The sequence below is a fragment of the Streptomyces sp. NPDC028308 genome, from assembly GCF_055565855.1.
The window spans coordinates 348,424-371,957 of sequence record NZ_JBVHTO010000002.1; the positions used below are offsets into that span (position 1 = coordinate 348,424).

General features: G+C 71.2%; 25 protein-coding genes. 18 read left to right on the plus strand and 7 right to left on the minus strand.

Going from position 1 to position 23,534, the window contains the following annotated elements; genetic code table 11:
- Window positions 1-2 precede the first annotated feature (2 nt).
- From ACZ4VA_RS05870 to ACZ4VA_RS05910, 9 genes are all read left to right on the plus strand, one after another.
- Window positions 3-1,133, plus strand: a complete 1,131-nt coding sequence (locus ACZ4VA_RS05870; RefSeq protein WP_468080022.1) for an FAD-dependent oxidoreductase — start codon at window positions 3-5, stop codon at window positions 1,131-1,133.
- The gene (locus ACZ4VA_RS05875) at window positions 1,130-2,149 is read left to right on the plus strand and encodes an amidohydrolase family protein (protein WP_468080024.1); all 1,020 of its coding nucleotides are present in this window, start codon (window positions 1,130-1,132) and stop codon (window positions 2,147-2,149) included. The genes ACZ4VA_RS05870 and ACZ4VA_RS05875 overlap by 4 nt, the downstream gene beginning before the upstream one ends.
- Window positions 2,146-3,084, plus strand: a complete 939-nt coding sequence (locus ACZ4VA_RS05880) for a VOC family protein (RefSeq protein ID WP_355787258.1) — start codon at window positions 2,146-2,148, stop codon at window positions 3,082-3,084. The genes ACZ4VA_RS05875 and ACZ4VA_RS05880 overlap by 4 nt, the downstream gene beginning before the upstream one ends.
- Before the next feature lie 91 nt (window positions 3,085-3,175).
- On the plus strand, window positions 3,176-4,147 hold the full coding sequence (locus tag ACZ4VA_RS05885; protein ID WP_356167714.1) for a fumarylacetoacetate hydrolase family protein: 972 nt from the start codon (window positions 3,176-3,178) through the stop codon (window positions 4,145-4,147).
- A complete protein-coding gene (locus ACZ4VA_RS05890) occupies window positions 4,144-4,902 on the plus strand; it encodes an SDR family NAD(P)-dependent oxidoreductase (RefSeq protein ID WP_468080027.1) in 759 nt (252 codons plus the stop codon). The genes ACZ4VA_RS05885 and ACZ4VA_RS05890 overlap by 4 nt, the downstream gene beginning before the upstream one ends.
- Window positions 4,903-5,006: 104 nt before the next feature.
- Window positions 5,007-5,762, plus strand: a complete 756-nt coding sequence (locus tag ACZ4VA_RS05895) for a CoA transferase subunit A (protein ID WP_356167891.1) — start codon at window positions 5,007-5,009, stop codon at window positions 5,760-5,762.
- The gene (locus ACZ4VA_RS05900; protein ID WP_468080029.1) at window positions 5,762-6,412 is read left to right on the plus strand and encodes a CoA transferase subunit B; all 651 of its coding nucleotides are present in this window, start codon (window positions 5,762-5,764) and stop codon (window positions 6,410-6,412) included. The genes ACZ4VA_RS05895 and ACZ4VA_RS05900 overlap by 1 nt, the downstream gene beginning before the upstream one ends.
- Before the next feature lie 141 nt (window positions 6,413-6,553).
- Window positions 6,554-7,570, plus strand: a complete 1,017-nt coding sequence (denD, locus tag ACZ4VA_RS05905) for a D-erythronate dehydrogenase (protein WP_389389858.1) — start codon at window positions 6,554-6,556, stop codon at window positions 7,568-7,570.
- Window positions 7,571-7,802: 232 nt separating this feature from the next.
- Entirely contained in the window at window positions 7,803-8,645 is an 843-nt protein-coding gene (locus tag ACZ4VA_RS05910) for an SCO4651 family lipoprotein (RefSeq protein WP_356167724.1), read from the plus strand.
- Window positions 8,646-8,886: 241 nt separating this feature from the next.
- Here ACZ4VA_RS05910 and ACZ4VA_RS05915 read toward each other — a convergent pair whose 3' ends face one another.
- On the minus strand, window positions 8,887-9,969 hold the full coding sequence (locus ACZ4VA_RS05915; RefSeq protein WP_356240767.1) for a M48 family metallopeptidase: 1,083 nt from the start codon (window positions 9,967-9,969) through the stop codon (window positions 8,887-8,889).
- Window positions 9,970-10,707: 738 nt separating this feature from the next.
- Here ACZ4VA_RS05915 and ACZ4VA_RS05920 point away from each other — a divergent pair.
- Both ACZ4VA_RS05920 and ACZ4VA_RS05925 read left to right on the plus strand, forming a co-directional pair.
- Window positions 10,708-11,877 carry a PP2C family protein-serine/threonine phosphatase gene (locus ACZ4VA_RS05920; protein ID WP_356167894.1) on the plus strand — a complete coding sequence of 390 codons (1,170 nt, stop codon included), beginning with the start codon at window positions 10,708-10,710 and terminating at the stop codon, window positions 11,875-11,877.
- 265 nt (window positions 11,878-12,142) lie between these two features.
- A complete protein-coding gene (locus ACZ4VA_RS05925) occupies window positions 12,143-13,234 on the plus strand; it encodes a carboxylate-amine ligase (RefSeq protein ID WP_356167726.1) in 1,092 nt (363 codons plus the stop codon).
- A 77-nt stretch (window positions 13,235-13,311) separates the two neighbouring features.
- On the opposite strand, the gene ACZ4VA_RS05930 is transcribed toward ACZ4VA_RS05925, so the two are convergent.
- The gene (locus tag ACZ4VA_RS05930) at window positions 13,312-14,097 is read right to left on the minus strand and encodes an MBL fold metallo-hydrolase (protein WP_355782405.1); all 786 of its coding nucleotides are present in this window, start codon (window positions 14,095-14,097) and stop codon (window positions 13,312-13,314) included.
- A gap of 250 nt (window positions 14,098-14,347) precedes the next feature.
- Between ACZ4VA_RS05930 and ACZ4VA_RS05935 the strand changes: the two genes are divergently transcribed.
- From ACZ4VA_RS05935 to ACZ4VA_RS05955, 5 genes are all read left to right on the plus strand, one after another.
- Window positions 14,348-14,986, plus strand: coding sequence for an HD domain-containing protein (locus ACZ4VA_RS05935; protein WP_355782402.1), 639 nt, complete (start codon window positions 14,348-14,350; stop codon window positions 14,984-14,986).
- A 40-nt stretch (window positions 14,987-15,026) separates the two neighbouring features.
- Window positions 15,027-16,007 (plus strand): GlxA family transcriptional regulator, encoded by a 981-nt coding sequence (locus ACZ4VA_RS05940; RefSeq protein ID WP_355782399.1) that lies wholly within the window; start codon window positions 15,027-15,029, stop codon window positions 16,005-16,007.
- A gap of 283 nt (window positions 16,008-16,290) precedes the next feature.
- A complete protein-coding gene (locus tag ACZ4VA_RS05945; protein ID WP_355793677.1) occupies window positions 16,291-16,929 on the plus strand; it encodes an HD domain-containing protein in 639 nt (212 codons plus the stop codon).
- Between the two features lie 218 nt (window positions 16,930-17,147).
- The gene (locus ACZ4VA_RS05950; protein WP_356167735.1) at window positions 17,148-17,687 is read left to right on the plus strand and encodes a DinB family protein; all 540 of its coding nucleotides are present in this window, start codon (window positions 17,148-17,150) and stop codon (window positions 17,685-17,687) included.
- Window positions 17,688-17,995: 308 nt separating this feature from the next.
- Complete coding sequence (locus tag ACZ4VA_RS05955; RefSeq protein ID WP_355793673.1) at window positions 17,996-18,388, plus strand: DUF6355 family natural product biosynthesis protein; 393 nt, start codon at window positions 17,996-17,998, stop codon at window positions 18,386-18,388.
- 125 nt (window positions 18,389-18,513) lie between these two features.
- On the opposite strand, the gene ACZ4VA_RS05960 is transcribed toward ACZ4VA_RS05955, so the two are convergent.
- A complete protein-coding gene (locus ACZ4VA_RS05960; protein ID WP_356167738.1) occupies window positions 18,514-18,903 on the minus strand; it encodes an HGxxPAAW family protein in 390 nt (129 codons plus the stop codon).
- Window positions 18,904-18,995: 92 nt separating this feature from the next.
- Here ACZ4VA_RS05960 and ACZ4VA_RS05965 point away from each other — a divergent pair, with 92 nt between their 5' ends.
- Complete coding sequence (locus ACZ4VA_RS05965; RefSeq protein ID WP_468080035.1) at window positions 18,996-19,469, plus strand: MarR family winged helix-turn-helix transcriptional regulator; 474 nt, start codon at window positions 18,996-18,998, stop codon at window positions 19,467-19,469.
- Between the two features lie 93 nt (window positions 19,470-19,562).
- Here ACZ4VA_RS05965 and ACZ4VA_RS05970 read toward each other — a convergent pair whose 3' ends face one another.
- Entirely contained in the window at window positions 19,563-20,177 is a 615-nt protein-coding gene (locus ACZ4VA_RS05970; RefSeq protein ID WP_468080037.1) for a TOPRIM nucleotidyl transferase/hydrolase domain-containing protein, read from the minus strand.
- 231 nt (window positions 20,178-20,408) lie between these two features.
- Between ACZ4VA_RS05970 and ACZ4VA_RS05975 the strand changes: the two genes are divergently transcribed.
- Window positions 20,409-20,858 carry a DoxX family protein gene (locus tag ACZ4VA_RS05975; RefSeq protein WP_355787324.1) on the plus strand — a complete coding sequence of 150 codons (450 nt, stop codon included), beginning with the start codon at window positions 20,409-20,411 and terminating at the stop codon, window positions 20,856-20,858.
- Between the two features lie 101 nt (window positions 20,859-20,959).
- Here the strand turns inward: ACZ4VA_RS05975 and ACZ4VA_RS05980 are convergent, their stop codons facing one another.
- The 3 genes from ACZ4VA_RS05980 to ACZ4VA_RS05990 form a co-directional block, all read right to left on the minus strand.
- Window positions 20,960-21,196 (minus strand): hypothetical protein, encoded by a 237-nt coding sequence (locus ACZ4VA_RS05980; RefSeq protein WP_356167748.1) that lies wholly within the window; start codon window positions 21,194-21,196, stop codon window positions 20,960-20,962.
- A 367-nt stretch (window positions 21,197-21,563) separates the two neighbouring features.
- Complete coding sequence (locus ACZ4VA_RS05985; RefSeq protein ID WP_468080040.1) at window positions 21,564-22,445, minus strand: NmrA family NAD(P)-binding protein; 882 nt, start codon at window positions 22,443-22,445, stop codon at window positions 21,564-21,566.
- A 240-nt stretch (window positions 22,446-22,685) separates the two neighbouring features.
- Window positions 22,686-23,411, minus strand: coding sequence for a nucleotidyltransferase domain-containing protein (locus tag ACZ4VA_RS05990; RefSeq protein ID WP_468080042.1), 726 nt, complete (start codon window positions 23,409-23,411; stop codon window positions 22,686-22,688).
- Window positions 23,412-23,534 lie beyond the last annotated feature (123 nt).

Here is a 23,534-nt window from a genome sequence, read left to right on the forward strand (position 1 = left end):
CCATGACCCAACCCCGCACGGTCCTCGTCGTCGGCGGCGGCGCGGCCGGCAACGCCATCACGATCCTGCTGCGCCGCGCCGGGATCGCGGTCGACCTGGTCGAGGCCAGGGGCGACTGGAACGCCACCGCCGGCTCGGGCATCACCCTCCAGGGCAACGCCCTGCGCGTGCTGCGCGAACTCGGTGTGTGGGACCGGATCGAGGCATCCGGCTTCGGCTTCGGCTCGGTCGGCATCACCACCCCCGACGGCACCGTCCTGCACACCCAGAACGACCTGCGCACCGGTGGCGACGACCTGCCCGCCACGGTCGGCATGCAGCGGCCGCAGCTCCAGCAAATCCTCATCGACACCGTGCGCGCCTGCGGCGCCACGATCCGGCTCGGCACCACCGCGCACATCCTCGACCAGGACGCCGACGGCGTCCTGGTACGCCTCGGCGACGGCACGGAGCGCCGCTACGACCTCGTCGTCGCCGCCGACGGCCTCGGCTCCGCCACCCGGGCCGCGATCGGCATCACGGCCAAGCCCGAGCCGACCGGCATGGCCATCTGGCGCGTCGCGGCCCCGCGCCCCGCGGGCGTCGTCCGCACCGACCTCGCCTACGGCGGACCGGCGTACATCGCCGGCTACTGCCCCACCAGCGAGAGCACCCTGTACGCGTACGTCGTCGAGGCCAACCGCGACCGCGCCTCGATACCCGCCGACTCCTACGCCGACGAGATGCGCCGCCTGACCCGCCACTACGGCGGCTTCTGGCCCGAGATCACCGCGCACATCACGGACCCGGCGAAGGTCAACTACACCTGGTTCGACCGCATGCTGGTGGAGGGATCCTGGCACCGCGGCCGGGTCGTCCTCGTCGGCGACGCCGCCCACTGCTGCCCGCCCACCCTCGCGCAGGGCGCCGCCCTGTCACTGGAGGACGCCTGGGTCCTCGCCCAGCACCTCACCGGGTCCGACACCTGGGACGAGGCGCTCTTCCAGGCGTACTACGAGCGGCGGATCACCCGCGTGCGACCGGTCGTCGAAGCGTCCGTGCAGATCGGGCAGTGGCAGCTCGACGGGGTACGCGACGCCGACGTGCCCGGACTCATGGCCCGCACCATGACCATGCTCAGGGACCTGCCGTGACCGGCCCCACCGTGGACGTGCACGCCCACATCCTGCTGCCCGGACTCGACGCGCTCGTGGCCGGCCTGCCCGGCCACGCCGAGGCCCGCGAACTCGACGCGCGCCGCAACGGCCCCGCCTCCCTCGCCGTCAGCGGGCCCATGGTCCGCGCCCGCGTTCCGCGGATGACCGACGTCACCGTGCGCCTCGCGGCGATGGACGCACAGGGCGTGGACGTCCAGCTGATCAGCCCGTCGCCCTCGCACTACCACTACTGGGCCGACGAGGAGACCGCCGAGAAGGTGTACCGGCTGGCCAACGAGGCCGTGGCCGCGCACTGTTCGGCAGCGCCCGACCGGCTGCGGGGACTGGGACTCGTCCCCCTCCAGCATCCCGGCACGGCGGTGCGCGCCCTCGACCACGCCCTGGCGCAAGGACTGTCCGGCGTGGAGATCTCCAGCCACGCCCCCGGCCGCGAACTCTCCGATCCCGCCTACGAACCCTTCTGGACCCGCGCCGAGGAGACCGGGGCGATCGTCTTCCTGCACCCCTTCGGCTGCACCCTCGACGAGCGCCTCGACCAGTGGTACCTCTCCAACACGGTCGGCCAGCCCACCGAGAACGCCGTCGCCCTCTCGCACCTCGTCTTCTCCGGCGTCCTCGACCGCCACCCCGGGCTCAAGGTGATCGCCGCGCACGGCGGCGGCTACCTCCCCACCCACATCGGCCGCTCCGACCACGCCTGGCACGCCCGCGCCGACGCGAGCGCCGGCTGCGCCCACCCGCCCAGCAGCTACCTCCGGCGGCTGTACTTCGACTCACTCGTCCACGACCCCGGCGTCCTGCGGGAGTTGATCCGCGTCGCCGGCCCGGACCGGGTGCTCCTCGGTTCGGACTTCCCCTTCGACATGGGCACCGACGACCCGGTGGGCGTCCTGCGCGCCGCCCGGCTGTCCGAGGCCGATCTCGACGCCGTACGCGGCCGCAACGCCGCCGCCCTGCTGAACCTCACCCCCGTCACGGGAGGAACCCCATGAGCGCCCGTCTCCTCACCCATCTCCGGCACGTCGACCTGGCCGTGCCCGACTACGACAAGCAGCTCGACTTCTACTCCGGGGTCTGGGGCCTGACCAAGGTCGCCGAGGACTCCGGCCTCTCCTTCCTCGCCGCGGAGGGCTCCCCCGAGCAGTACGTCGTGCGGCTGCGCCGGGCGGACGAGAAGCGCCTGGACCTCGTGTCGTACGGCGCCGCGAACGCGGCGGACGTCGACACACTCGCCGAGCAACTCCTCTCCCAGGGAGTGCGGTTGATCTCGCGGCCGGGGAAGGTCGACACCCCCGGGGGCGGTTACGGCTTCCGCTTCTTCGACGTCGACGGCCGCACCATCGAGGTCTCCTCCGACGTCGGGGTCCGCCGGCACCGGAAGATCGAGGAGAAGGAGGCGATCCCGGTCAAGCTGTCCCACGTCGTCCTCAACTCCCCCGACCTGAACCGCACCCGCGAGTGGTACGAGCGCCACCTCGGCTTCGCCCTCTCCGACACCCTCAGCTCACCGCACATGGGCGAGGTCATGCACTTCATGCGGATCAGCAACCAGCACCACTCCATGGCGATCGCCCAGGGCCCGCACACCGCCCTGCACCACGTCTCCTTCGAGATGCGCGGCATCGACGAGTACATGCGCGGCTCGGGCCGGGTGCTCCGCGCGGGCCACCGCAAGATCTGGGGACCCGGCCGGCACATGGCCGGCGACAACACCTTCACGTACTTCCTCGACCCGCACGGCAACACCGTCGAGTACACCACCGAGTTGGAGTGCCTGGACGAGGACACCTGGCACCCCCACGTCTACGACTTCTCCCGGCCCGAGGTCACCGACCAGTGGGGCACCGCCAACCCCATGAACGAACTCATCGCCAAGGAGTCCTTCAACGACCCCGACCGCGGCGTGTTCGTCGCCCCGCCCGTCTGATCCCCCACCGGTCACCCGGGGGGCACGGAGGCGACGCACACCCCGCGCCCTCTCCGTCCCCGGCCGACACCTCCTCCCCCAGGAGCCACCCATGCGTTTCGCCGCATACGAACACCACCACCGCACCCGGGTGGCCGTCGTGGAGGACGACGACACCCTCTTCCCGCTGCCGGGCGTCTCCTCCCTGTCCACGCTGCTCACGCAGACCGCGGGCCTGCCCGGACTGCTCGCCGCGGGCCGGGAGGCGCTCGACGTCCCCCCGGGCCCGCACGTCTCCCAGGTACGGCTGCTGCCCCCGCTCCAGCCCACGTCCGTACGGGACTTCGTCACCTTCGAGGAGCACGTCGAAGGGGTACGCCGTGCTGTCGACGGTGTCGCGGGCGTCCCCGAGCAGTGGTACGCGGCACCCACCTTCTACTTCACCAACGCGCACGCGATCCACGGCCCCGAAGACGACGTCCCCATGCCTCCGGGGTCGAGCGTCCTGGACTTCGAGCTGGAGGTGGGCGCCGTGATCGGCCGGGAGGGGCGCGACCTGACTCCCGAACGGGCCCGCGACCACATCGTCGGATACACCGTGTTCAACGACTGGTCCGCGCGCGATCTGCAGTCGGCCGAGATGAAGGTGGGCCTCGGCCCCTGCAAGGGCAAGGACACCGCCACCACCCTCGGTCCGTACCTGGTCACCGCCGACGAACTCGAGCCCTTCCGGGACCCCGACGGCTTCCTGCGGCTGGCTCTGACGGCCTCGGTCAACGGCGAGGTCGTGGGCGAGGACCTGCTCTCCAACATGAGCTGGACCTTCGAGGAGATGACCGCCTACGCCTCCCGCGGGACCCGCGTGCTGCCGGGTGACGTCCTCGGCTCGGGCACCTGCGGCAACGGCGGATGCCTCGCCGAACTGTGGGGACGGCACGGCACGCAGGACCCGCCGCCGCTGAAGCCCGGCGACACGGTGAGCCTCACCGTCGAGGGCATCGGCACCCTGACCAGCACGGTGGTGCCTGGCCCCGACCCGGTACCGCTGCCGGCCGGCCGCCGCCGCCCGCGGGAACGGCCGTGACCGGCCCCTGCCGCAAACGGCTCCTGGGCAAGGTCGTCGTGGTGACGGGCGCCGCCCGCGGACAGGGGGCGGCCGAGGCGGACGCGCTCACCCGCGAGGGCGCCCGCGTCATCGCCACCGACGTCGCGGAGGCACCTGGCTGCCGGCGGCTCGACGTCACCAGCGAGCGGCAATGGGCGCAGCTGGCGGCCGAGTTGACGGACACCTACGGGCAGGTGCACGGCCTGGTGAACAACGCGGGCATCACCTGGCGGGCGCGTCTCGGGGACGTCCGGGCCGAGGACTTCGAGCGGGTCCACTCCGTCAACGTCACCGGTCCCCTGCTCGGCATCCAGCGGATCGGCCCTCTGATGCCGCCGGGTTCCTCGATCGTCAACGTCGGCTCCTCCGCCGCGCTCACCGCCCACTACCCGGTCGCCTACACCGCCAGCAAATGGGGCCTGCGCGGCCTCTCGCGGACGGCGGCGCTCGAACTGGGGCCGCGCGGCATCCGCGTCAACATCGTCCATCCCGGCTACATCGAGACCGAGATGACCGCCTCGGCCGCACCCGCGTTCCGCGAGGCGAACCTCCGTGAGACCCCGCTCGGCCGCACGGGCACGGTGGACGACATCGTCCCGCTCGTGGTCTTCCTGCTGTCGGACGAGTCGGCGTTCCTCACCGGCACCGAGATCCCCGTGGACGGCGGACTGACCGCCCACGGAGGAGTCAAGTCCGTGTCCGACGCCCTGCTCGCCCAGCAGGCGGACCGATGAACCGGGCCGCGGGCATCGAGGCCCCGGCCACCGGCGCCCGTCACGCCGACGGCGCCGGCCCCGCCGTCGTACCCGCCCACCGCCGCCCGAAAGGGAAGCCCACCGTGAACAAGGTCCGCGACAGCGCCGCCGAGGCGATCGCCGACATACCCGACGGCGCCTCACTCGCCGTCGGAGGCTTCGGCCTCTCCGGCGTCCCCGCCGTCCTCATCGACGCACTGCACGCCCAGGGGGCGACCGGCTTGCATGTCGTCTCCAACAACTGCGGCGTGGACGGCCGCGGCCTCGGCGTCCTGCTCGCCGCCGGCCGCATCACCCGGGTCACCGGCTCCTACGTCGGCGAGAACAAGGAATTCGCCCGGCAGTACCTCAGCGGCGAACTGGAGGTCGAACTGACTCCACAGGGCACCCTCGCCGAACGGCTGCGCGCGGGCGGCGCGGGCATCCCCGCCTTCTACACCCCCGCAGGCGTGGGCACACAGGTCGCGACGGGCGGACTCCCCTGGCGGTACGCCCACGACGGGACGGTGGCCGTCGCCTCCCCACCGAGGGAGACCCGGGAGTTCGCGGGCCGCGCGTACGTCCTGGAGCACGGCATCACCACCGACTTCGCCCTCGTACGCGCCTGGCGGGGCGACCGGCACGGAAACCTCCGCTTCCGCCGTGCCGCCGCCAACTTCAACCCCCTGGCCGCCATGGCCGGGCGGATCACCGTCGCGGAGGTCGAGGAGCTCGTCGAACCCGGCGCCCTCGCCCCCGACGAGATCCATCTCCCCGGCGTCTACGTCCAGAGGGTCGTCGCGCTCACCGCCGGACAGGCCGCCGACAAGCCCATCGAGAAGAGGACGGTAAGCGACTGATGGCCTGGACCCGCGACCAGATGGCTGCCCGCGCCGCCGCCGAACTCCGCGACGGCTCCTACGTCAACCTCGGCATCGGCCTGCCCACGCTCATCCCGGGGCACCTCCCGGCCGACGTCCACGTCGTGCTGCACTCGGAGAACGGCATCCTGGGCACCGGCCCCTACCCGCGCGAGGAACAGGTCGACCCCGACCTGATCAACGCGGGCAAGGAGACGGTCACCGTCCTGCCGGGAGCCTCCTTCTTCGACTCCGCGCTGTCCTTCGGCATGATCCGCGGCGGTCACATCGACACCGCCGTCCTCGGAGCGATGCAGGTGTCCGCCCACGGCGACCTCGCCAACTGGATGATCCCCGGCAAGATGGTGAAGGGCATGGGCGGGGCCATGGACCTGGTCCACGGGGCCCGCCGGGTCATCGTGCTGATGGAGCACACCGCCAGGGACGGCAGCCCCAAGCTGCTCTCGGAGTGCACGCTGCCGCTCACCGGCGAACGATGCGTCCACCGCGTCATCACCGACCTCGCCGTCCTCGACGTCACCGGGGGCGGCCTCGCCCTCGTCGAGACCGCCCCCGGGGTCACCGTGGAGGACATCACGGCCCGCACCGCCGCTCCCGTACTCCTGGACAGCTTCACCGCCGCCTGCTGAACGCGCCTGCGGGCGGTGACCATGCAGGAAGTCGGCTCCTCGTCTAGGTGCCGGCGGCCCCCGGGTGCCTGCCGGAGCCGGCGGCGGGGTATCACTCCGACGCGCACGGTGCGCGGACGGCCGCTTCCGAGGAGACGTCACGTGAGGATCCTGATCACCGGCGCGTACGGGTTTCTGGGGCGTCTGCTCGTCGAGAAGCTGCTGCGGGAGCGCTCGTTCGACGGCGAACCGATCACCCGGCTGGTCCTCGCTGACCGCGTCGTGCTCGCCGGCCTCCCGCAGACGGCGGACCCCCTCGTGGAACTGGCCCACGGCGAGCTGACCGACCGCCTCGCCGAGGTGTTCGCCCGGCCGGTCGACGTGGTGTTCCACCTCGCCGCCGCGGTGTCGGCCGAGTGCGAGCGGGACTTCGACCTCGGCATGCGGATGAACGTGGACACTACGCGCGCCCTGCTCGACGCCGCCCGGGCCCAGTCGGAGTCCGGCGGACCCACGGCACGTGTGGTGTTCGCCGGCAGCCTCGCCGTCTACGGCTCGCAGCCGGGGCTGCCCCTTCCGCCCGTGGTCAGCGAGGCGACCGTGCCCCTGCCGCAGACGAGTTACGGAACGCAGAAGCTCATCTGCGAGCATCTCGTGGCCGATTACACGCGCCGGGGCTTCGTCGACGGACGCGTGGTCCGTCTGATGACCGTCGCGGTGCGACCGGGCAAGCCGAACGCGGCGGCCTCGGGCTTCCTGTCCGCCATCATCCGCGAACCACTCGCGCGACTGCCCACCGTGTGTCCGGTGGACCCCGGTCTGCGGGTGGCACTGGCCTCGCCGCGACGCACGATCCGCGGCATCGTCCGCGTCGCCGAGGCCCGGCGCGGCACCGGTCCCGGCCACCTCGAAGGCCGGCTTCCGGTCAATCTCCCCGCCCTCACCGTCTCCGTCGCCGACATGCTCGCCACACTGCGGGAAGTCGCCGGCACCGCCGCGGACCTGGTGACCGTCGCCCCCGACCCGGCCATCGAGGCGATCGTCGGCTCCTGGCCCGCCGCCGTCGACAGCACACGCGCCGCGGCCCTCGGCCTGGACCCCGACCCGAGCTTCCTGTCTCTCGTACAGGACTACCTCGACGACCACCCCGAGGCGATCGTCCGCCCGTCGGACGGATGAGCCCGGGACCACTTGTGGCCGGCGTGCCGCTGGGGACGCGGTGCCGGGGTACCCGGCGGCACCGCTGCGACCGTCAGCGTCCGCACCCCGGCGTGGCCGCCGTGCGACGAAGACCCACTCCCAACCGGGTTTCGCTGCGTCCCTTTTGTGCCGCGGATTGGACCGTGGTGCCGGCGCGGCTAGAGTCCCCATCTCATCACGTACACAGGGAACACACAGGGGGCGGGGACATATGAGGCACCTCAGGACCGCGGCGTGGGCGGGCATCACCGTCGTCGCGCTCGCCGCGACCACCGCGTGCGGCGCGGAAGCGGCGAAGACGACCGCCGACGCCGTCAGCCACGCCGACACCATCATGGCCGCGTTGACCCGCGCCTCGGAGAAGGCGTCGGGACTCGGTTCGGCCGAGGTGGAGTCGACCACCACGATCACGGCGGGCAGCGGCAAGCCCATCTCGATGAACGGCACTTACTCCTGGGGGGACGGCGCCGCCCTCGACGTGGAGATGGACACCGCCAACGCCCAGATGCAGTCGCTCCAGGACGACCCGACGCTCACCATGAAGATGGTCGACGGGGCGTACTACTACGAGATCGACCCGCAGCCATCGGGACCGCTCAAGGGCAAGCACTGGATGCGGATCGACGTGTCCGCCGTGGTCGGCGACTCCACCGCGGACGCCATCGCGGACAACGCCGACCCCACGACGGGCCTGCGGTACATCGGTGCCTCGAAGAACGTGAAGGACCTCGGCGAGGAGACGATCCGCGGCAAGAAGGCCACCCACTACCGGGGCACGGTCGGAGCGGAGCAGATCAACGCGTCCAAGCTGCCGGACAGGGAGAAGCGGGCCGCCATCAAGTCCCTCGCGTCCACCGGCAAGATGGTCCTCGACATCTGGGTCGACGACAAGGACCTGCCCGTGCGCATGGAGCAGCACGGCGGCGGCATGGACGTCACCATGGACTACCTGAAGTTCGGTGCGACCAAGCCGGTCACGGCCCCGCCGGCCTCGGACACCGGTGACCTCACCGAGCAGGTCGAGAAGGTCCGCGAGCAGTCGCTCGACCAGTAGGACGGCGAAGCGTACGAGTGTGGCCCGGCCGTCGGAACGGCCGGGCCATACTCTTGTGAACTCCCTGGCGGCGGCGTGCCCGAGGCCCACACCAGCACTGGCACCGGCACCGGCACCGGCACCGGCACCGGCGTACTCATGCGTCGGCCGTTCCGGCGAGTTCACCTCGCTGGGCGCAGCCAGGGCCAATCCCCTTGCATCCGGGGCGTGTTCACCACGCCCCGGGAGAGGGGTCCCGCCGTCAGCCCGCGAAGTCGCGGATGACCTGCTGGGCCACCCGCTTCCTGGCGGCGGCGAGTTCCGTGGCGATCGCGGCCGACGTGTCGTCGTCGAGAGTCATCAGCGCGGGCCTCGGTTCGCCCTCGCTGACGCACTGGCGGCGCGCGTGTGTGGGCGGGTGCGTCGAGTCGACGCTGTGGCCGCGCAGCGCGCTGACCCGGCGCAGTCGTTCGTACTCGCGCTCCGGCACCGACCCGACATGGGCGGCGAGCCGTTCCCACAGGCCGTCCCACGCGTCCCGGCGTGACCGCCCGCCGATGCCCGTCTGGGCGAGCACCGACTCCCTGCGCAGCTCGATGTCGACGGCGTCGGTGACGAGGAGCAGGTCGAGGAGCTCCACCGCGGTCTCGCTGGAGGCGATCCGGGCGGCGGCCCGGTCGGCGAGGTACTCCGCACGCTGCGAGGTGCGCATGGTCAGGCCGTCGAGCAGTGCCAGCAGTCCTCGGGCCGCCCAACGCGGCGGGGCCAGCAGGAGGTTGGCGAAGCGTTCGAGGAACGTCGGTGACGGCTCGGGCGCCAGCATGTAGCACCACAGCGCGAGGGACCGCAGCGCGCTGCCGACGTTCTTGGCGCGGCGCAGGTCCCCGTTGGCGTAGTGGCCGAGTTCATGTCCCAGCAGCGCCAGGCGTTGCGGCGGGCTCAGGATCTCCCACAGCCCCAGACCCAGGTACAGCACCCGCCGCTGTCTGATTCCCACGAGCGTGACGCTCGCGTTGGCGTCCGGACCGATCACCACGGCGTGGACTCCGGTGGTGCCGACGGCCGCCGCGACCTCGTCGATCAGCGCGAACAGCCGCGGCGCGTCCGCCCGTTGCAGGACCGGTTCGTTGTCGGGCAGCGACGCGAAGCGGGGTCGCAGGACGACGGCGAGGACGATCAGCACCGCTCCGACGAGCGGCTGGACCACGGTGCTCCAGCCCAGGACGACGAGCAGCACTCCGGCGACGGCGAGCGCGAAGGTGATGCCGTTCACGACCGTCGAGATCGCCAGCGCGAGAGCGCCGGGAAGGTCGCGCCCGGGCTCCTCAGCTTCACCCCGGCTCATCTCGTCGAGCAGTTGCCGCCCGTGCCGTTCGGCCAGGCGTCGACGCCGGGCCTCGATCCTCCCCGCAGGCGGTTCCGGAGCGCCGGGGTCGACATTCCAGCCACACTCAGCACACCATGCGCCGAAGCGCGGATTCACCGGTACGTCCACGCCGCACTCCGGACACGCCTGTGTCCGCTCCGCAGCGATCTGCGATCCCATTTCCCTGTCCCCACCCTGGTCACACATCGGATGCCGCCCGCGTCCCACCCCGGATGCGGACGGGAGGGGCGACTTGCAGGCGCAGCGTAAGGGATGCCGGGCGGGCCCTCGTCACTGCCCCGAATCGGACCGTTACCCGCCGTTTTCAGCCAACGCTCGGCGCCGTACACCGGCGATCGCACGGTGTCGCGGCGGACCATGCCCGAGGCCGGCCTGGTCGCCGGTCGGGCAGGAAGGGTTCACGTACGCGGGTCGCGAGTGGGCTTCGAACAGGGGCCTGTCGGTGCGGTGCGTCCCTTCTGGTCCGGACATCCGGGAGCGTGCCCGTTCCCCCTCTGGAGGGGGTTCCGCGACGCGAACACGGCATCGCACGGTCGCAGGGATGTTCGCCCGCGGTGTGCGGATATTCTCCCGTCCGGACCCCTGGCCAGCAGGCTTGCCTCTCGGAACGGACGTCGTCACCGCGCCGGATGACAGGAGTCAGGTGAGGTCGGCGCGACTCGGGGAAGAAGGGGCGACATGGGACAGGAGGTCGCTGTGGACGGTGCGGATCTGGAACTGGGTGAACTACTGGCGGCTGCGGAAGCGGCGCCGCCCGGAGAGTCCGTCGGCGTAGTCGCACACGACCTGCGCAAACGCTTCGGAGCGGAGCGTGTGTCGTTCCTGTTCGCCGACCTGCTGGGACAGCGGCTGGTGCGCCTCACGTCGCCCACCGACAGTGCCATGGCGGACGGCGCGGAGCAGGTCGAACTGCGGGACAGCGTCTACGACGAGGTCCTGCGCAGTCAGCGCCAGCACGTGGAACCCGACGGCCAGGGCGGACGGCGGGTGATCTCGCCCGTCACCAACCGCGGCGACTGCATCGGCTTGCTGGAGGTGACGCTGCAGTACGCGGACGACACCGTCCTCGCCCAGATCAGCGAGGCCGCCCACGCGCTGGCGTACATCATCGTGACGGACCGCCGCTTCACGGACCTGTACCACGCGGGCCGGCGCACCACCCGGACCAGCCTGGCGGCCGAGATCCAGCACCAGTTGCTCCCCTCGGCCTCCTGCTGTGAGTCCCCTCAGTTCACTCTCGCCGCGGGTCTGGTCCCGGCCGACGACATCGGCGGCGACACCTACGACTACACCCTGGACAGCGGAACCCTGCATCTGTCCATCACCGACGCCATGGGGCACGACACCAACTCCGCGCTGCTGGCCACGCTGTTGGTGGGTGCGCTGCGCGGTGCCCGCCGGACCGGATGCGACGCACTCCAGCAGGCCCATCGCGCCCATGAGGCCCTGCTGACCCACAGCCGCGGCCTGGCAACCGGCCAACTGCTGTGCGTCAGCCTGGAGACGGGCACCTGTGAGCTGGTCAACGCGGGGCATCCCTGGCCCATCCGGCTGCGGGAGGGAGCGGCCGAGGCCGAGGAGGTCAGGCTCGCCGTGAACCTGCCGTTCGGGGTGGCCGCCCCGACCTCCTACCAGCTCCAGCAGCTGGACCTGGAGCCCGGTGACCGCCTCGTCCTGCTCACGGACGGCATGCAGGAGCGCGGCGCCGGAGCCGTCGACCTGCCCGCTCTCGTACGCGACACCCGCGCCTGCCATCCCCGGGAGGCCGTCCGCGCCCTGACCGGCGCCGTGCTGGAGGCCTGCCGCGGCAACCTGAAGGACGACGCCACGGTCCTGATACTGGACTGGCACGGCCCACGGACCTGACGTAGGTGCCGGGACGCTCCGTAGCGGGCGGTCACTGCCCGACATCACAGCCGACGCCCTTCGCGACCCGCCCGGCGAGTCGTAGGCGAGGCCCGGCCGGCCGACGCGTTTCACCCATCTGACCATGTCTGGTTTGTACCGATAAGTTCTGCGGCACTCGGTCAGTGCGGGTTAGTGCGCCCGTCGCCGCGGGTGACCGCCGACGGCGGGTGCCCGAAAGTGGCTCACCGGCCTGGCCGGCCGCGAGCGGAACAGAGGGCGGTCGATGACGACGATCGGCGTGGAAGAGGAATACCTGCTGGTGGACCCCGCCACGGGCCTCCCCGTACCGCTGGCGGAGAAGGTGCGGATGGCGGCCGGACTGGGGCAGCTCACCGGCGACCAGGAAGTACAGCCCGAGCTGCTGCAGGCGCAGGTCGAGGTCGCCTCCCCGGTGTGCGACAGCCTTCAGGAGGTCGGCGGACATCTGCTGCGTCTGCGGCATGCCCTGGGAGCCGCAGCCGAGACGCACGGCTGCGCCATCGCGGCCTGTGGGACACCGCCCCGGCACGACGAGGAACCCGTGCCCGTCACCGACCAGGCCCGGTACCGGACCATGCTCGCCCAGGCTCCGCAACTGGTGGCGGAGCAACTGGTCAACGGCATGCACATCCACTGCGCGGTGCCTTCCCGGGACGCCGGCGTGCAGGTGCTGAACCGGCTGCGCCTGTGGCTGCCGACGCTCACGGCGATGTCGGCGAACTCTCCGCTGTGGAACGGCCACGACACCGGTTTCGCCAGCTGGCGCACCGTGATCTTCAACCGCTGGCCGGTGGGCGGCGTTCCCCCGCACTTCCAGGACGCCGCGGACTACGACCGACGTGTGCAGCGGCTGCTCGACTGCGGGCTGATCGCGGACACCGGTCAGCTGTACTGGCAGGCCCGCCTGTCGGAGCGGTTCCCCACGATCGAGGTGCGGTGCTGCGACGTACAGCTGCACGTGGACGAGGCGGTGATGTTCACCGGGATCGTCCGGGCGCTGGTGGACACCGCTCTCGCGGAGGCGGCGACGGGGGCGTCCGCCCCGGAGTGCGCGCCCGAACTGCTTCACGGCGCCATGTGGCACGCGGCCCGGCACGGCCTGAGCGACACCCTGATCGACCCGGAGGGCCGTCGGAGCCGCGCCGGCGACGTCCTGTGCCGGCTTCTGCAGTACGTGTCACCGGCGCTCGACGCGTCCGGCGACACCCGGGACGTGGCGGGCCTGGTCCACAGGCTCCTGCGTGAGGGCACCGGCGCGGACCGGCAGCGCGCCGCGCTGGCGCAGGGCGGTCTCCGCGGCGTCGCCGAGCTGATCACCGGCGAGAGCACCCCCTGAGACGGCTCTCCCCCGTGCCCGGACAACCGCCGCAAGCTCCGATCAGGGAACCGGGACCGGCGATCCGACCTGGTGCCCTACAGCGCGACGGTGTCGCCACGGCGCACCGTCCGCACCAGCGGGGCCAGCCCGCGCCGCTCGACCTCGGCGAGGAAGTCGGACAGCGGCGACTTGAAGACGCCGTAGTCGTCGTAGTGCACGGGCACCACCGACCGCGGCCGGATCAGCTCGACGAGGTCGGTGCCCTGGCGGCCGTCCATGGTCACGACCAGGCCGCCCGGCAGTGTCGTCCCGCCCAGGTGGACGACGGCGGTGTCGATGGCGGGGAAGCGCCTGGGTATCTCGCGCAGGTCGTCGATCAGCAGGGTGTCGCCGGTGAGGTAGAGACGCGTCGCGAGTGTGCCGTCGGGTTCCCGGTGGTCCAGGACGCCGCCCATCACGGGCGGCAGCAGGGCCCGGGCCGGCCCTCTCGCGTGCCTTCCCGGGACCGCTGTGAGACTGAGCGTGTGCCCGTCCTTGGCGAGTTCGGCACTCTGCCAGGTGCGCAGACCCTCGGCGCCGGCGAACTTCTGCCGGTGCAGGGCTCGAGCCGCTTTCGGTGTCGTCAGGATGCGGACACGCCGGTCGAGACCGCGCTTGGCGACACGGTCCCAGTGGTCGCCGTGCATGTGCGACAGGACGACGCAGTCGAGCTCGGGAAGGTCTTCCACGCTCAGCGCCGGCTCGGTCAGCCGACGGCTGACGATGCCCTTGCCGAGGTAGGCGAACTGGCCTCGATGGAGGAAGTTCGGGTCGGTCAGGACCGTGAAGGGACCGAGCCGCAGCAGCACCGTCGCGGTACCGATGAAAGTCAGCTCGGCCATGGGCACCCCCGTGGAAGGTCGTACAGCCCCGGGTCCCCCGGCACGACCACCGAAAACGTGCCCTCCCGGGCCGGCCCCGGGAGAGCCGTGCCGACCGTGGACCCTCACGCCGAAGTCCTTGGCCCCTTCCTGTCTCTTTTCGGGCGGTTCCTGGCCGGACCGATGCGGCGCCGCGGCCGGGAAGTGGGCATCGTCGAAGCAGCACCCATCCACCCCGCACAGCACAGTCACCCCGAAGGACGCACAGGTCATGGCCGAAGTCATCGCAGGCGTAACGGTTCCCGGGACGGCGGCCGCCGTCGAGGCCACGCGCCTCGTCCAGGCGAGCACCAGTCCCCTCCTCTTCCACCACTCCCGACGCGTCTTCCTTCTGGGCGCGCTCCAGGCCCGGGAACTCGGCCTGACCCCCGACCCGGAGCTGCTGTACCTGGCCAGCCTGTTCCACGACGTCGGCCTCCTGAAGCCCTTCTCCGACACGGAGCAGCGCTTCGAGCTGGACGGCGCCGACCACGCGCGCGCGTTCCTGCTCGACCACGGGTTTCCCGCCGACTCCGCCGAGGTCGTCTGGACGGCGATCGCGCTGCACTCCACACCGGGGATCCCCGGCCGGATGGGACCGGAGATCGCCGCCCTGAACCAGGGTGTGCTGACCGACGCGGTGGGGGTCGGTCTCGACCGGCTCGACCGCGCCCGGGTGGAGGAGATCACCGACGTCCATCCCCGGGGCGACTTCAAGACCGGGTTCCCGCAGGTCTTCCTGGAGGGACTCCGCGACCGCCCGGACACCACGTACGGGACCGTCAATCAGGACGTACTGGAGGAGTTCGTCCCCGGTTTCCGCCGTACGTCCATGATCGAGCGCATCATGGGTGCGGCCTGGCCGACGTGACCGTGACGCGGCGGGCGCCCCATGAGAGAGGCGAGCAGGCATGACATCCCCGGCACACAGCGTGGGCGTTCTCGTGTTCGACGGCATGAAGATGCTCGACCTGTCCGGACCGGCGGAGGTCTTCAGCGAGGCGAACCGGTACGGCGCGCGCTACCGGCTGAGCATCGTCTCGGTGGGCGGCGGACCGGTGCTCTCCTCCATCGGCATGAGGGTGCCCGCCGACGCGGACGCGGCTGCGGGCGAGGCGTACGACACGCTGCTCGTGGTGGGCGGTGATCTGCTGCCCGCCTCCCCCGTCGCGCCCGCCCTGAGCGCGGCGGCGAGGGCGCTGGCGGACCGGGCGGGGCGGGTCGCCTCCGTCTGCACGGGTGCCTTCGTCCTGGGCGCGGCGGGACTCCTGGAGGGCAGGCGCGCGACCACGCACTGGCAGCACACCTCCGTACTGGCGCGCAGCTGCCCTTCGACGCGGGTGGAACCCGACGCGATCTTCGTCAGGGACGGCACCACCTACACCTCCGCGGGCGTCACCGCGGGCATCGATCTCGCGCTCGCCCTGGTGGAGGAGGACCACGGACCGGACCTGCCCCGCGAAGTCGCCCGCTCACTGGTGGTCTACATGCAGCGGGCGGGCGGCCAGTCCCAGTTCTCCGCCTCGCTCCAGGGTCCGGCGCCGCGTACCCCGGTGCTGCGGCTGATCCAGGACGCGGTCCAGGCCGACCCGACCGCCGACCACAGCCTCGACTCGCTCGCCACGCTGGTCCGCGTCAGCCCACGGCACCTGACCCGCCTGTTCCGTGCCGAGCTCGACACCACACCGATGAAGTACGTGGAGCTGATCCGGTTCGACATGGCGAAGGCCCTGCTCGACGCCGGGCACAACGCGACGGAGGCCGCCTCGCTGTCGGGTTTCCCCAGCTACGAGAGCCTGCGCCGGGCCTTCGCGCGCCATCTGGGCCTCTCCCCGGCCCGCTACCAGCGCCGCTTCGCCACCACGTCCCCGGACTCCCGCACACAGGGCTGACCGCCCGCCCGGCCGTGACCGGACGCGAGGTCCGGTCGGCGGTTCACACCGTGGCCGTACGCCACGGCTCGCTCGGCCATCCGCGCAAGGCGGAGATCGTTTCGGAAGACAGGAACGGGCCGTACGCCCGCACCGTGACCGTTCTGGACGACGAGCACCGCTCGGCGCTCCGCGGCGTGGCCGTTTCCGAGGGCATGTCGGCCGTCCGGCAGCGGACGCGGAACCCCGGTCCGGCGGAAGCTGGGCACAGATCCCCCTCCGTCACCGCCAAGGGAAGGCAGCCATGACCGAGAACATCGCGGGCGTCGAGATCCCCGACAGCAAGCTCGCGCAGGACGCCACCGAACTCATCCGCGACACCACCCCGGCCCTGCTCTTCCACCACTCCCGCCGTGTCTACCTGTTCGGCAGCCTGCAGGCGGCCGCACGCGGGCTCAGCCCGGACCCGGAGCTGCTGTACGTGGCGGCGCTGTTCCACGACACGGGCCTCGTGCCGCCCTACCGCAGCGACGACCAGCGCTTCGAGATGGACGGCGCCGACCAGGCCCGCGCGTTCCTGCTGACCCATGGTCTGTCCGAGGGCGCGGCGGACACCGTCTGGACGGCCATCGCCCTGCACACGACGCCGGAGGTGCCGTACAAGATGGCCCCCGAGATCGCGGCGACCACCGCGGGGGTCGAGACGGACGTACTCGGCCTGAACCTGGGCAACATCACCCAGGCGCAGATCGACGCCGTCACCGCCGCTCACCCCCGACCCGACTTCAAGCGCCAGATCCTCCAGGCGTTCACCGACGGCTTCAAGCACCGTCCCGACACCACCTTCGGCACGGTGAACGCCGACGTCCTCGAACACTTCGCCCCGGGCTTCCGCCGCACCGACTTCGTCGAGGTCATCCAGAACTCCGCCTGGCCCGAGTGAGCCGACGCCACGGGTGACCGGGCCCGCCGACCCCTCGACGTCCACACTCACGGTGGTCGGCGCGGGGTCGGCCGTCGCCGTCGGGAACGTGCGGCGTCCGAGCGATGACTTCCGTCGCGCCCAAGGGTCTGACAGTCGGTCGTACGCGACCCGGAGCAGGCGGCTCCCCGCCCCGGGCGTCCGCTCCGCACACCGGCACCGATCCAGGAGACATGAGCGTGAGTGACATCGTCATCCAGAACGTCGCCCGCCCCGAGCGCGTACGGTCCGGCCCCTGGCCGACGGTGATCGCCTCGAACCTCGACTACCACCGGGCGACGTTCCTGTGGAAGTGCGAGGGCCTCACGGACGCGCGGCTGCGTCAACGCGTTCTACCGTCCTCCGCGTTGACGCTGCTGGGACTCATGCGTCACCTTCAGGGAGTCGAACGTGCCTGGTTCCAGCGGACGCTGGCCGGCGTGACCGCCCCGCCGTACTTCCCCTACCGGACCTACGTCACCGCCGCCGGCGACGACTGGTTCGACGAGGCGGACCCCACGCCGGCCGACGTGGTGTACGAGGACTACCTCAGCGCCTGCGAGGAGTCGCGGAAGCTGTTCGCCGAGGTGACCGCCGACCCCGGACGCCTCGTCTCCAGCCCGGAGTTCGGCACCACCGACGTCCGGTTCGTCCTGGAGCACGTGATCGAGGAGTACGCCCGTCACGTCGGCCACGCGGACCTGCTGCGCGAAGCCGTCGACGGCGCCACGGGTGAGTAGCCCGGCCGACAGCGCCGACATCCCTGTGGTGCGGCGACGACGGTACGAGCCGTCCGGGAGCAGCGCCGGACAGCGTGCCTGGAGCAGAGGCGGTGCCGGACACGGGCCACGGCGCCCGCGGAGGCAGCGCCGGACACGATCGAAGCCGTCTCAGCGTTTCAACTGCGTTCGCCACTCGTTTCGGTGACAGGTCGTCACGGCACGAGTGCATGGCGTTACGATCTCCATGCCGGCGAACCCGCTTGCGACCGCTGTCGCGCCGAGCAGGATCCGGCGGCCACCGATCAGGCTCGCCACAAGGAGTGTTCGTGAAGCCCTTCCTCAACTCCGTCCGAGTCGCCACGGCGGTGGCGTCGAGCGTGCTCACCGCGGCAGCGGTGGTCACCTCGTCAGGTCCGGTCCACGCCGCGTCCTCGCACCAGCCGCAGGCGCGACCGGCGGCCGCGGTCTCCGCCGTACCGTGCGGCTTCTTCCGCTACAGCGTCCGGGAGTCCCAGTTCGCCGCCTACAACCACTGCGGTGAGACGACGGTGCTGGTCCACGTAGACGTCAGGGGCGGCGGCAGCACGAACGACTACCACCTCTGCGTCGGCCCGAACCGCACACAGCTTCCGGGCGCCGGACCGAACTACCTCAACGCGTACTACATCGGCGGTGCAGGCTGTCGCCTCGGCGACCGCAGCCCGCACTCCCCGCACTGACACCGGCCAGCCACCTTCGAAATACCGCAGCCTGGATCACTCCGTGTCCGGGCTGCGGTTTCGCGCTGTCGCGGCCTCTGCGGCCGCCCGCCGGTACGCCGACGTGATCACCAGGGCGTCGTCCCTCAGTTCACGGAGTCGAGCGCCACGCGCTCCTCGGCGGCCCGGGGAGCCGGAGGCACCTCCTGGACGACGGGCTCGGGACGGCGACGCCCGCGTCCGGCCATTCGACAGCCCACGCATCCGGGGTGACCGCTCGCGGCCTCCGGATCCTTCGCGCGCCAGTCCTGCTCGGCGAGCGGGCGCGGACCGCTCGGCTTGCCCCAGCCGGCCAGATGCAGCCCCCAGGTGACGAGGGCGGCGAGGGCGACGACCCCCAGACCGAGGAAGAACCCCGGCACCCACGCCGCGATCATCGCGACGCCGGTGAGGGTGAACCCGGCGAGAGCGAGACACGCCCCGGTCCATCCGGCGACCGTGTGGCCGAGATCGTGGTCGCCGTGCATGCCGCTCATGAATCTCCTCGGGTCGGCTGTCGGTATCGTCGCGTCGTGAGCAGGTCATTTATCTCACGAGCTAAGTAACTTAGATGCTAAGGAGATTTCCGGTGAAGGGCAAGCCCCGCCCCGAGGCGACACCGCAGCAGGCGCTGGACGCGATGGACCAGCTGATCGCGCTCGCCCTCGTCTCCCAGCACGACATCGCCCAGCGGCTGGGTCTGAACGTCACCGACCTCACCTGCCTGGGCCACGTCATCGGCGCCGGCGAGCAGCACCTGAACGCCGGCGACCTGGCCGAGCGCGCCAACCTGACCACCGGCGCGGTCACGGGCGTACTCAACCGTCTGGAGCGTGCCGGTTACGTCCATCGGCAGCCGGACCCCGGAGACCGCCGCCGAGTTCGAGTGGTCCTGGACGAATCGGCGGCCGCCCGGGTCTTCGCCGTGTACGGCCCGCACTACGAGCGGCTCGGCACCCTCTTCGCCGACTACACCCCCGACGAGACGGCGGTCCTCACCGACTGGTTCGTCCGCGCGCGAGCCGCCATGCAGCTCTCGCTCGACGAGATCAGGGAGCAGTGAGGTCAGAGAGCAGTGAGAGGGACAACAGGTGAGGCGAGGGCACTGAGACGCTGGCAGTCCTCGGCCTCCAGCACGAAGGTCAGGGGACGAAGGTCAGAGAACGGCGAGCAGGTCGTCGAGCGGTGCCGGTACGCGGTCCGGTTCGAGGGCCTCGACGAGCACACGGCCGTACTGGATCTTGCGCCCCTTCTTCGTGCCGAGGAAGCGCCGCAGCTGCTGAGGCGAGGGGCGGCCCTGCTGCGCGGGCTGACGCAGGAAGGTCTGGAGCGCCCGCACATCGCCCTCCGCGCGGATGAGTTCTTCCATCCTCGCGACACCCAGGGCGCGGATCAGCTCGTCCTCCAGATCCGCCACGCAGACGAAGAACTCAGGCTCCGCCCCGGCCGGCTCCAGAGCACGCGCGTAGTAGCGCTGCTCACGCTCGTCGCACAGCCCCGTGAGACGCAGTCCCAGTCCGGAGGGTCCGAGGAGGCGCGCGAAGCGCCCGACGCTCATCGCGCCGCCCATCGACAGAACGCAGACACCTTCCGCCGTCAGGTTCCTGCCGCGCCTCTCAGCCAGCGCGTCGACCGCGGCCACGTCGCTCGGGCCTTCCAGCAGGACGGCCGTCCGGACGGGCAGCAGCGCGGCCAGCTCGCGCGCGGGCTCGCCGGGACCACCGGCCGCCCACCTCGTGACTTCGTCGCGGAACGCCCCCATGTCAGCCATGGCACGAGTCTGCGCCTTTCGCGTCCGCCGCGACACGGGATTTCCACCGGTTGGCCCGCGCGACTCGTCGTAGGCAAGCAACACAGGTCCGCGGCAAAGTGAATCTCTGTCGAATCCGGCTGAACACAAAGCGTTGTGCATCCGTAGAGAGGCCGGGAGACTCTCTCCTCTCGGCCGATGACCGGCAGGACCGGTGTGACACCGGGCCCCAGCCACCCCTCAGGAGTACCGATGACCACAACGCGCCTCTCCCAGTGGCTGACAAGGCGCCAGCCACTCGTGCTGGGCCTCTTCCGCATGGTCCTGGGCCTCTTGTTCGCCAGTGAGGGCGCGGCCACGCTGTTCGGAGTGCTCGACCGGAAGGCCGGCCCGGTGGGTGACTGGCCGTTCTGGTACGCGGGGGTCATCGAGCTCACCTGCGGCGTACTCGTCCTCCTCGGCCTCGCCACGCGCGGCGCGGCCTTCCTCAGCTCGGGCGCCATGGCCTTCGCCTACTTCACCGAGCACCAGCCGGACGGCGTGTTCCCGCTGCAGAACGGCGGACTGGCACCGGTGTTGTTCTGCTGGGGCTTCCTGCTGCTGGTGTTCTTCGGCCCCGGCGCCTTGTCCGTGGCGGGTCTCCTGGGCCGTGAGAACACCGCGCGGCCCGCCCCCTCACGGTTGGCCGAGCCGTCCCGGTGACCCCGCTTCCTGCCGGCCGGCCGGTGACGCGGCCGGCAGGGAGTTGGTCTCAGCAGGAGGAACTCCCGCAGGAAGACGAACTACTCGAACACGACGACGAACTACCGCCGCACGAAGAAGACGAGCTGCTGCAGGACGACGAACTGCTGCCGCACGAGGACGAGTTGTTGTCGCAGGACGACGATCCACTCCCGCACGACGAGCCGGCCCCCGAGCCGTCGTACGCGGCCCCCATGACGTACCAGGACGAAGACGCGTCGTGGGAGGACCCCGCGCTCGCACTCGACCGCGACCCGCTCCCCCTGGAACCTCCCACCCGCCCAGCGGTGTTGGGCCACCCCGGACCTCGGAGCGACGCCTGCCTGCTGAGGTCTACATAGGCGCGCCGCCAAGCCCGCCGCATCAGCCACGTGCACAGGGTGGCGACCCCCACGGCCACACCCACGACGACAAACAGAATCAACATGTTCTCCCCCTGAACGCCGGCATTCGCGTCGACTGCTCCCAGCGTGCCCAGTGCGAAGACTCCCCCAAGCGTCCTTTGAGCAAGCCCAGAGCTTTCGGACGACCGCGAGCCAAGACGACGCTCAGCCCGCCCGGCCAGACCTGCGCGGCCCCCGGGGAGTTACCGAGGGCACCGGCCCCGGTGACGGGAATGCCGCCCAACACCCGCCCGTCATTGCCCCGTTGCCAGCGGCCGACAGCTCAGGACACGTCGCCGAGCCGGTGCCGAAGTCGTTCGTACGCCCAGGCGGCGAGCGTGGTCGGCGTGGTGGTACGGACACTGCGGGGTTGTTCGGGTACGAAATCCTCACGCAGGCCGGTCGACATACCGACGATGGCCTCGATCGCCTTGTCCCCCAGTCCGGCCTGACCGAGCTGGGCGCGCATCGCGTCGTCCGTGATCCGCTCGACGCCGATCCGCCGACCGGTGGCCTCGGTGAGGATCTCGGCGACCTCGCGCCAGGTCAGGTCGCCGGGCCCGTGAACGGCTTGCACGTGGCGGCCGGACCAGTCGGGCGAGAGCAGACGGGTCACGGCGACCTCGGCGATGTCACGAGGTGCCACCCAGGGCATGGGCTGGTCGAGCGGCGGGATCACCTGGAGGCACCCGGCGCGCAGCGCGTCGAGTTGCAGTTCGAGGTTGGTGAAGAAGTACCCGCAGCGCAGGTGTGTGACGTCGACGCCGATGCCGTCCAGGGCGACCTCGGTCTGGGCCAGGCCGTCGATCTCACCGGCACCCTGGCGCTTCTCGGCGCCCACACTGCTCTGGAAGACGACACGGCCGATCCGGTTCTCGGCGACGGCGCGGACGACGGCGGTCGTGGCACGCGCGTGGTCCGCGAGGGGATCCTCGCCGCCGGGCGTCGGGTCCACCCAGAACACCGCATCGACGTCGTTCGTGGCGGCCACCACCGCCTCCGCGTCGTGCTGGTCGACCTGAACGGCGTCCACCTCCCGCCGGAGGCCAGGCGCCAGACGTCCCGGCTCGCGCAACAGGACGCGAGGCCGGACCCCGGCGCGGACCAGCATGGCGACGACATGACGGCCCACGTTGCCGGTCGGTGTGGTGACAGCGATCTGCATCGTCTCTCCCTCTCCTGGCTGACGCCTGCGCAGGCTAGAACCCGAGGCGGCCTGGAACTGTCCTACATCGACGGCCTCCACCGACCCCGACTCGGACACGCCACCCAGGGCTGTTCGAGCTGCCGATTTGTTCGCGCGAGCGGATAGCTGAAGCAGTGGCATGGGCACACTGCCGAACGGGCCCGGGTCGAAGAGGCGAACTGACAGGACCAGCCCGACCGGACCGGTGCAGAGGCGTGATCACGAGCGCCAGGGCTGCGCGTACCCTTCCCTCAACGGCCCGCCCACAAGGTGGAGTACGTCCTCGACAGCAGTCGCCAACGGAACGGGGTCGGCGTTCTCCGCCACGACTCGATGCCCGTCCAGCAGCGCCTTCCCTCGTACCGGATCCGCGTTCAGCAGCCTGCGAGGCAGCCACTTGCCGATGCCCGTCCACGCCCCGTGGTGTGCGGTGAGCAGGTGAGCTGCCTCGCGCAGGGCGAAGTCAGCGAGGACCAGCTGTTCGTACCGACTGCTCCCCAGGCTGTCGACCAGGTCGTCCATCAGGCAGGTGAGCCCGTACCGGCCCCGGTCCCATTCCGCCGACGTGAGCGGAGGCGGACCTGCGGCCAGCACGGCACTGGCTTGTTCGCGCGTATGCCGTACGTGACCGTGCGGGTCGTACAAGGGCAGGCCCTGGTCATAGAGGAAGAGGACCGTGCCGCGGCGGCGGGCTCTGTCCCACCCGAAGAACTCCGGGATGTCCGCGAGGGTGTTGAGGAACAGCTCCGCCACGCGGCCCTCATGGCGTACGACCTCACGGCGGGTGACGTCGGTGTCCGGCAGGAGGACCGCCACGTCCAGATCGCTGGTCGCGGTCGCCCGTCCCTGGGTTACCGACCCTCCGAGCAAGGCCCCCAAAGCGTCCGGGAAACGGGACGTCACAAGGCGTAGAGCCTGAGCGGCAGAAGCTTTCTGATCATGCATGGACGCTCATCGTGCCACCCGCACCGAGTACATACCAGGGGGGCGATGAGCCACCTCGGCACCCGCTCACGTCACCGTTCTGACGCGGCGAACCGCGAAGGCAGCCGAGGGTGTGACCCGCGG

Coding starts and splice junctions, on each gene's coding strand:
- ACZ4VA_RS05870 (WP_468080022.1), top strand. CDS start 3: ATGACCCAACCCCGCACGGTCCTCGTCGTCGGCGGCGGCGCGGCCGGC.
- ACZ4VA_RS05880 (WP_355787258.1), top strand. CDS start 2,146: ATGAGCGCCCGTCTCCTCACCCATCTCCGGCACGTCGACCTGGCCGTG.
- ACZ4VA_RS05885 (WP_356167714.1), top strand. CDS start 3,176: ATGCGTTTCGCCGCATACGAACACCACCACCGCACCCGGGTGGCCGTC.
- ACZ4VA_RS05900 (WP_468080029.1), top strand. CDS start 5,762: ATGGCCTGGACCCGCGACCAGATGGCTGCCCGCGCCGCCGCCGAACTC.
- ACZ4VA_RS05910 (WP_356167724.1), top strand. CDS start 7,803: ATGAGGCACCTCAGGACCGCGGCGTGGGCGGGCATCACCGTCGTCGCG.
- ACZ4VA_RS05915 (WP_356240767.1), bottom strand. CDS start 9,969: ATGAGCCGGGGTGAAGCTGAGGAGCCCGGGCGCGACCTTCCCGGCGCT.
- ACZ4VA_RS05925 (WP_356167726.1), top strand. CDS start 12,143: ATGACGACGATCGGCGTGGAAGAGGAATACCTGCTGGTGGACCCCGCC.
- ACZ4VA_RS05930 (WP_355782405.1), bottom strand. CDS start 14,097: ATGGCCGAGCTGACTTTCATCGGTACCGCGACGGTGCTGCTGCGGCTC.
- ACZ4VA_RS05935 (WP_355782402.1), top strand. CDS start 14,348: ATGGCCGAAGTCATCGCAGGCGTAACGGTTCCCGGGACGGCGGCCGCC.
- ACZ4VA_RS05940 (WP_355782399.1), top strand. CDS start 15,027: ATGACATCCCCGGCACACAGCGTGGGCGTTCTCGTGTTCGACGGCATG.
- ACZ4VA_RS05945 (WP_355793677.1), top strand. CDS start 16,291: ATGACCGAGAACATCGCGGGCGTCGAGATCCCCGACAGCAAGCTCGCG.
- ACZ4VA_RS05960 (WP_356167738.1), bottom strand. CDS start 18,903: ATGAGCGGCATGCACGGCGACCACGATCTCGGCCACACGGTCGCCGGA.
- ACZ4VA_RS05970 (WP_468080037.1), bottom strand. CDS start 20,177: ATGGCTGACATGGGGGCGTTCCGCGACGAAGTCACGAGGTGGGCGGCC.
- ACZ4VA_RS05975 (WP_355787324.1), top strand. CDS start 20,409: ATGACCACAACGCGCCTCTCCCAGTGGCTGACAAGGCGCCAGCCACTC.
- ACZ4VA_RS05985 (WP_468080040.1), bottom strand. CDS start 22,445: ATGCAGATCGCTGTCACCACACCGACCGGCAACGTGGGCCGTCATGTC.
- ACZ4VA_RS05990 (WP_468080042.1), bottom strand. CDS start 23,411: ATGCATGATCAGAAAGCTTCTGCCGCTCAGGCTCTACGCCTTGTGACG.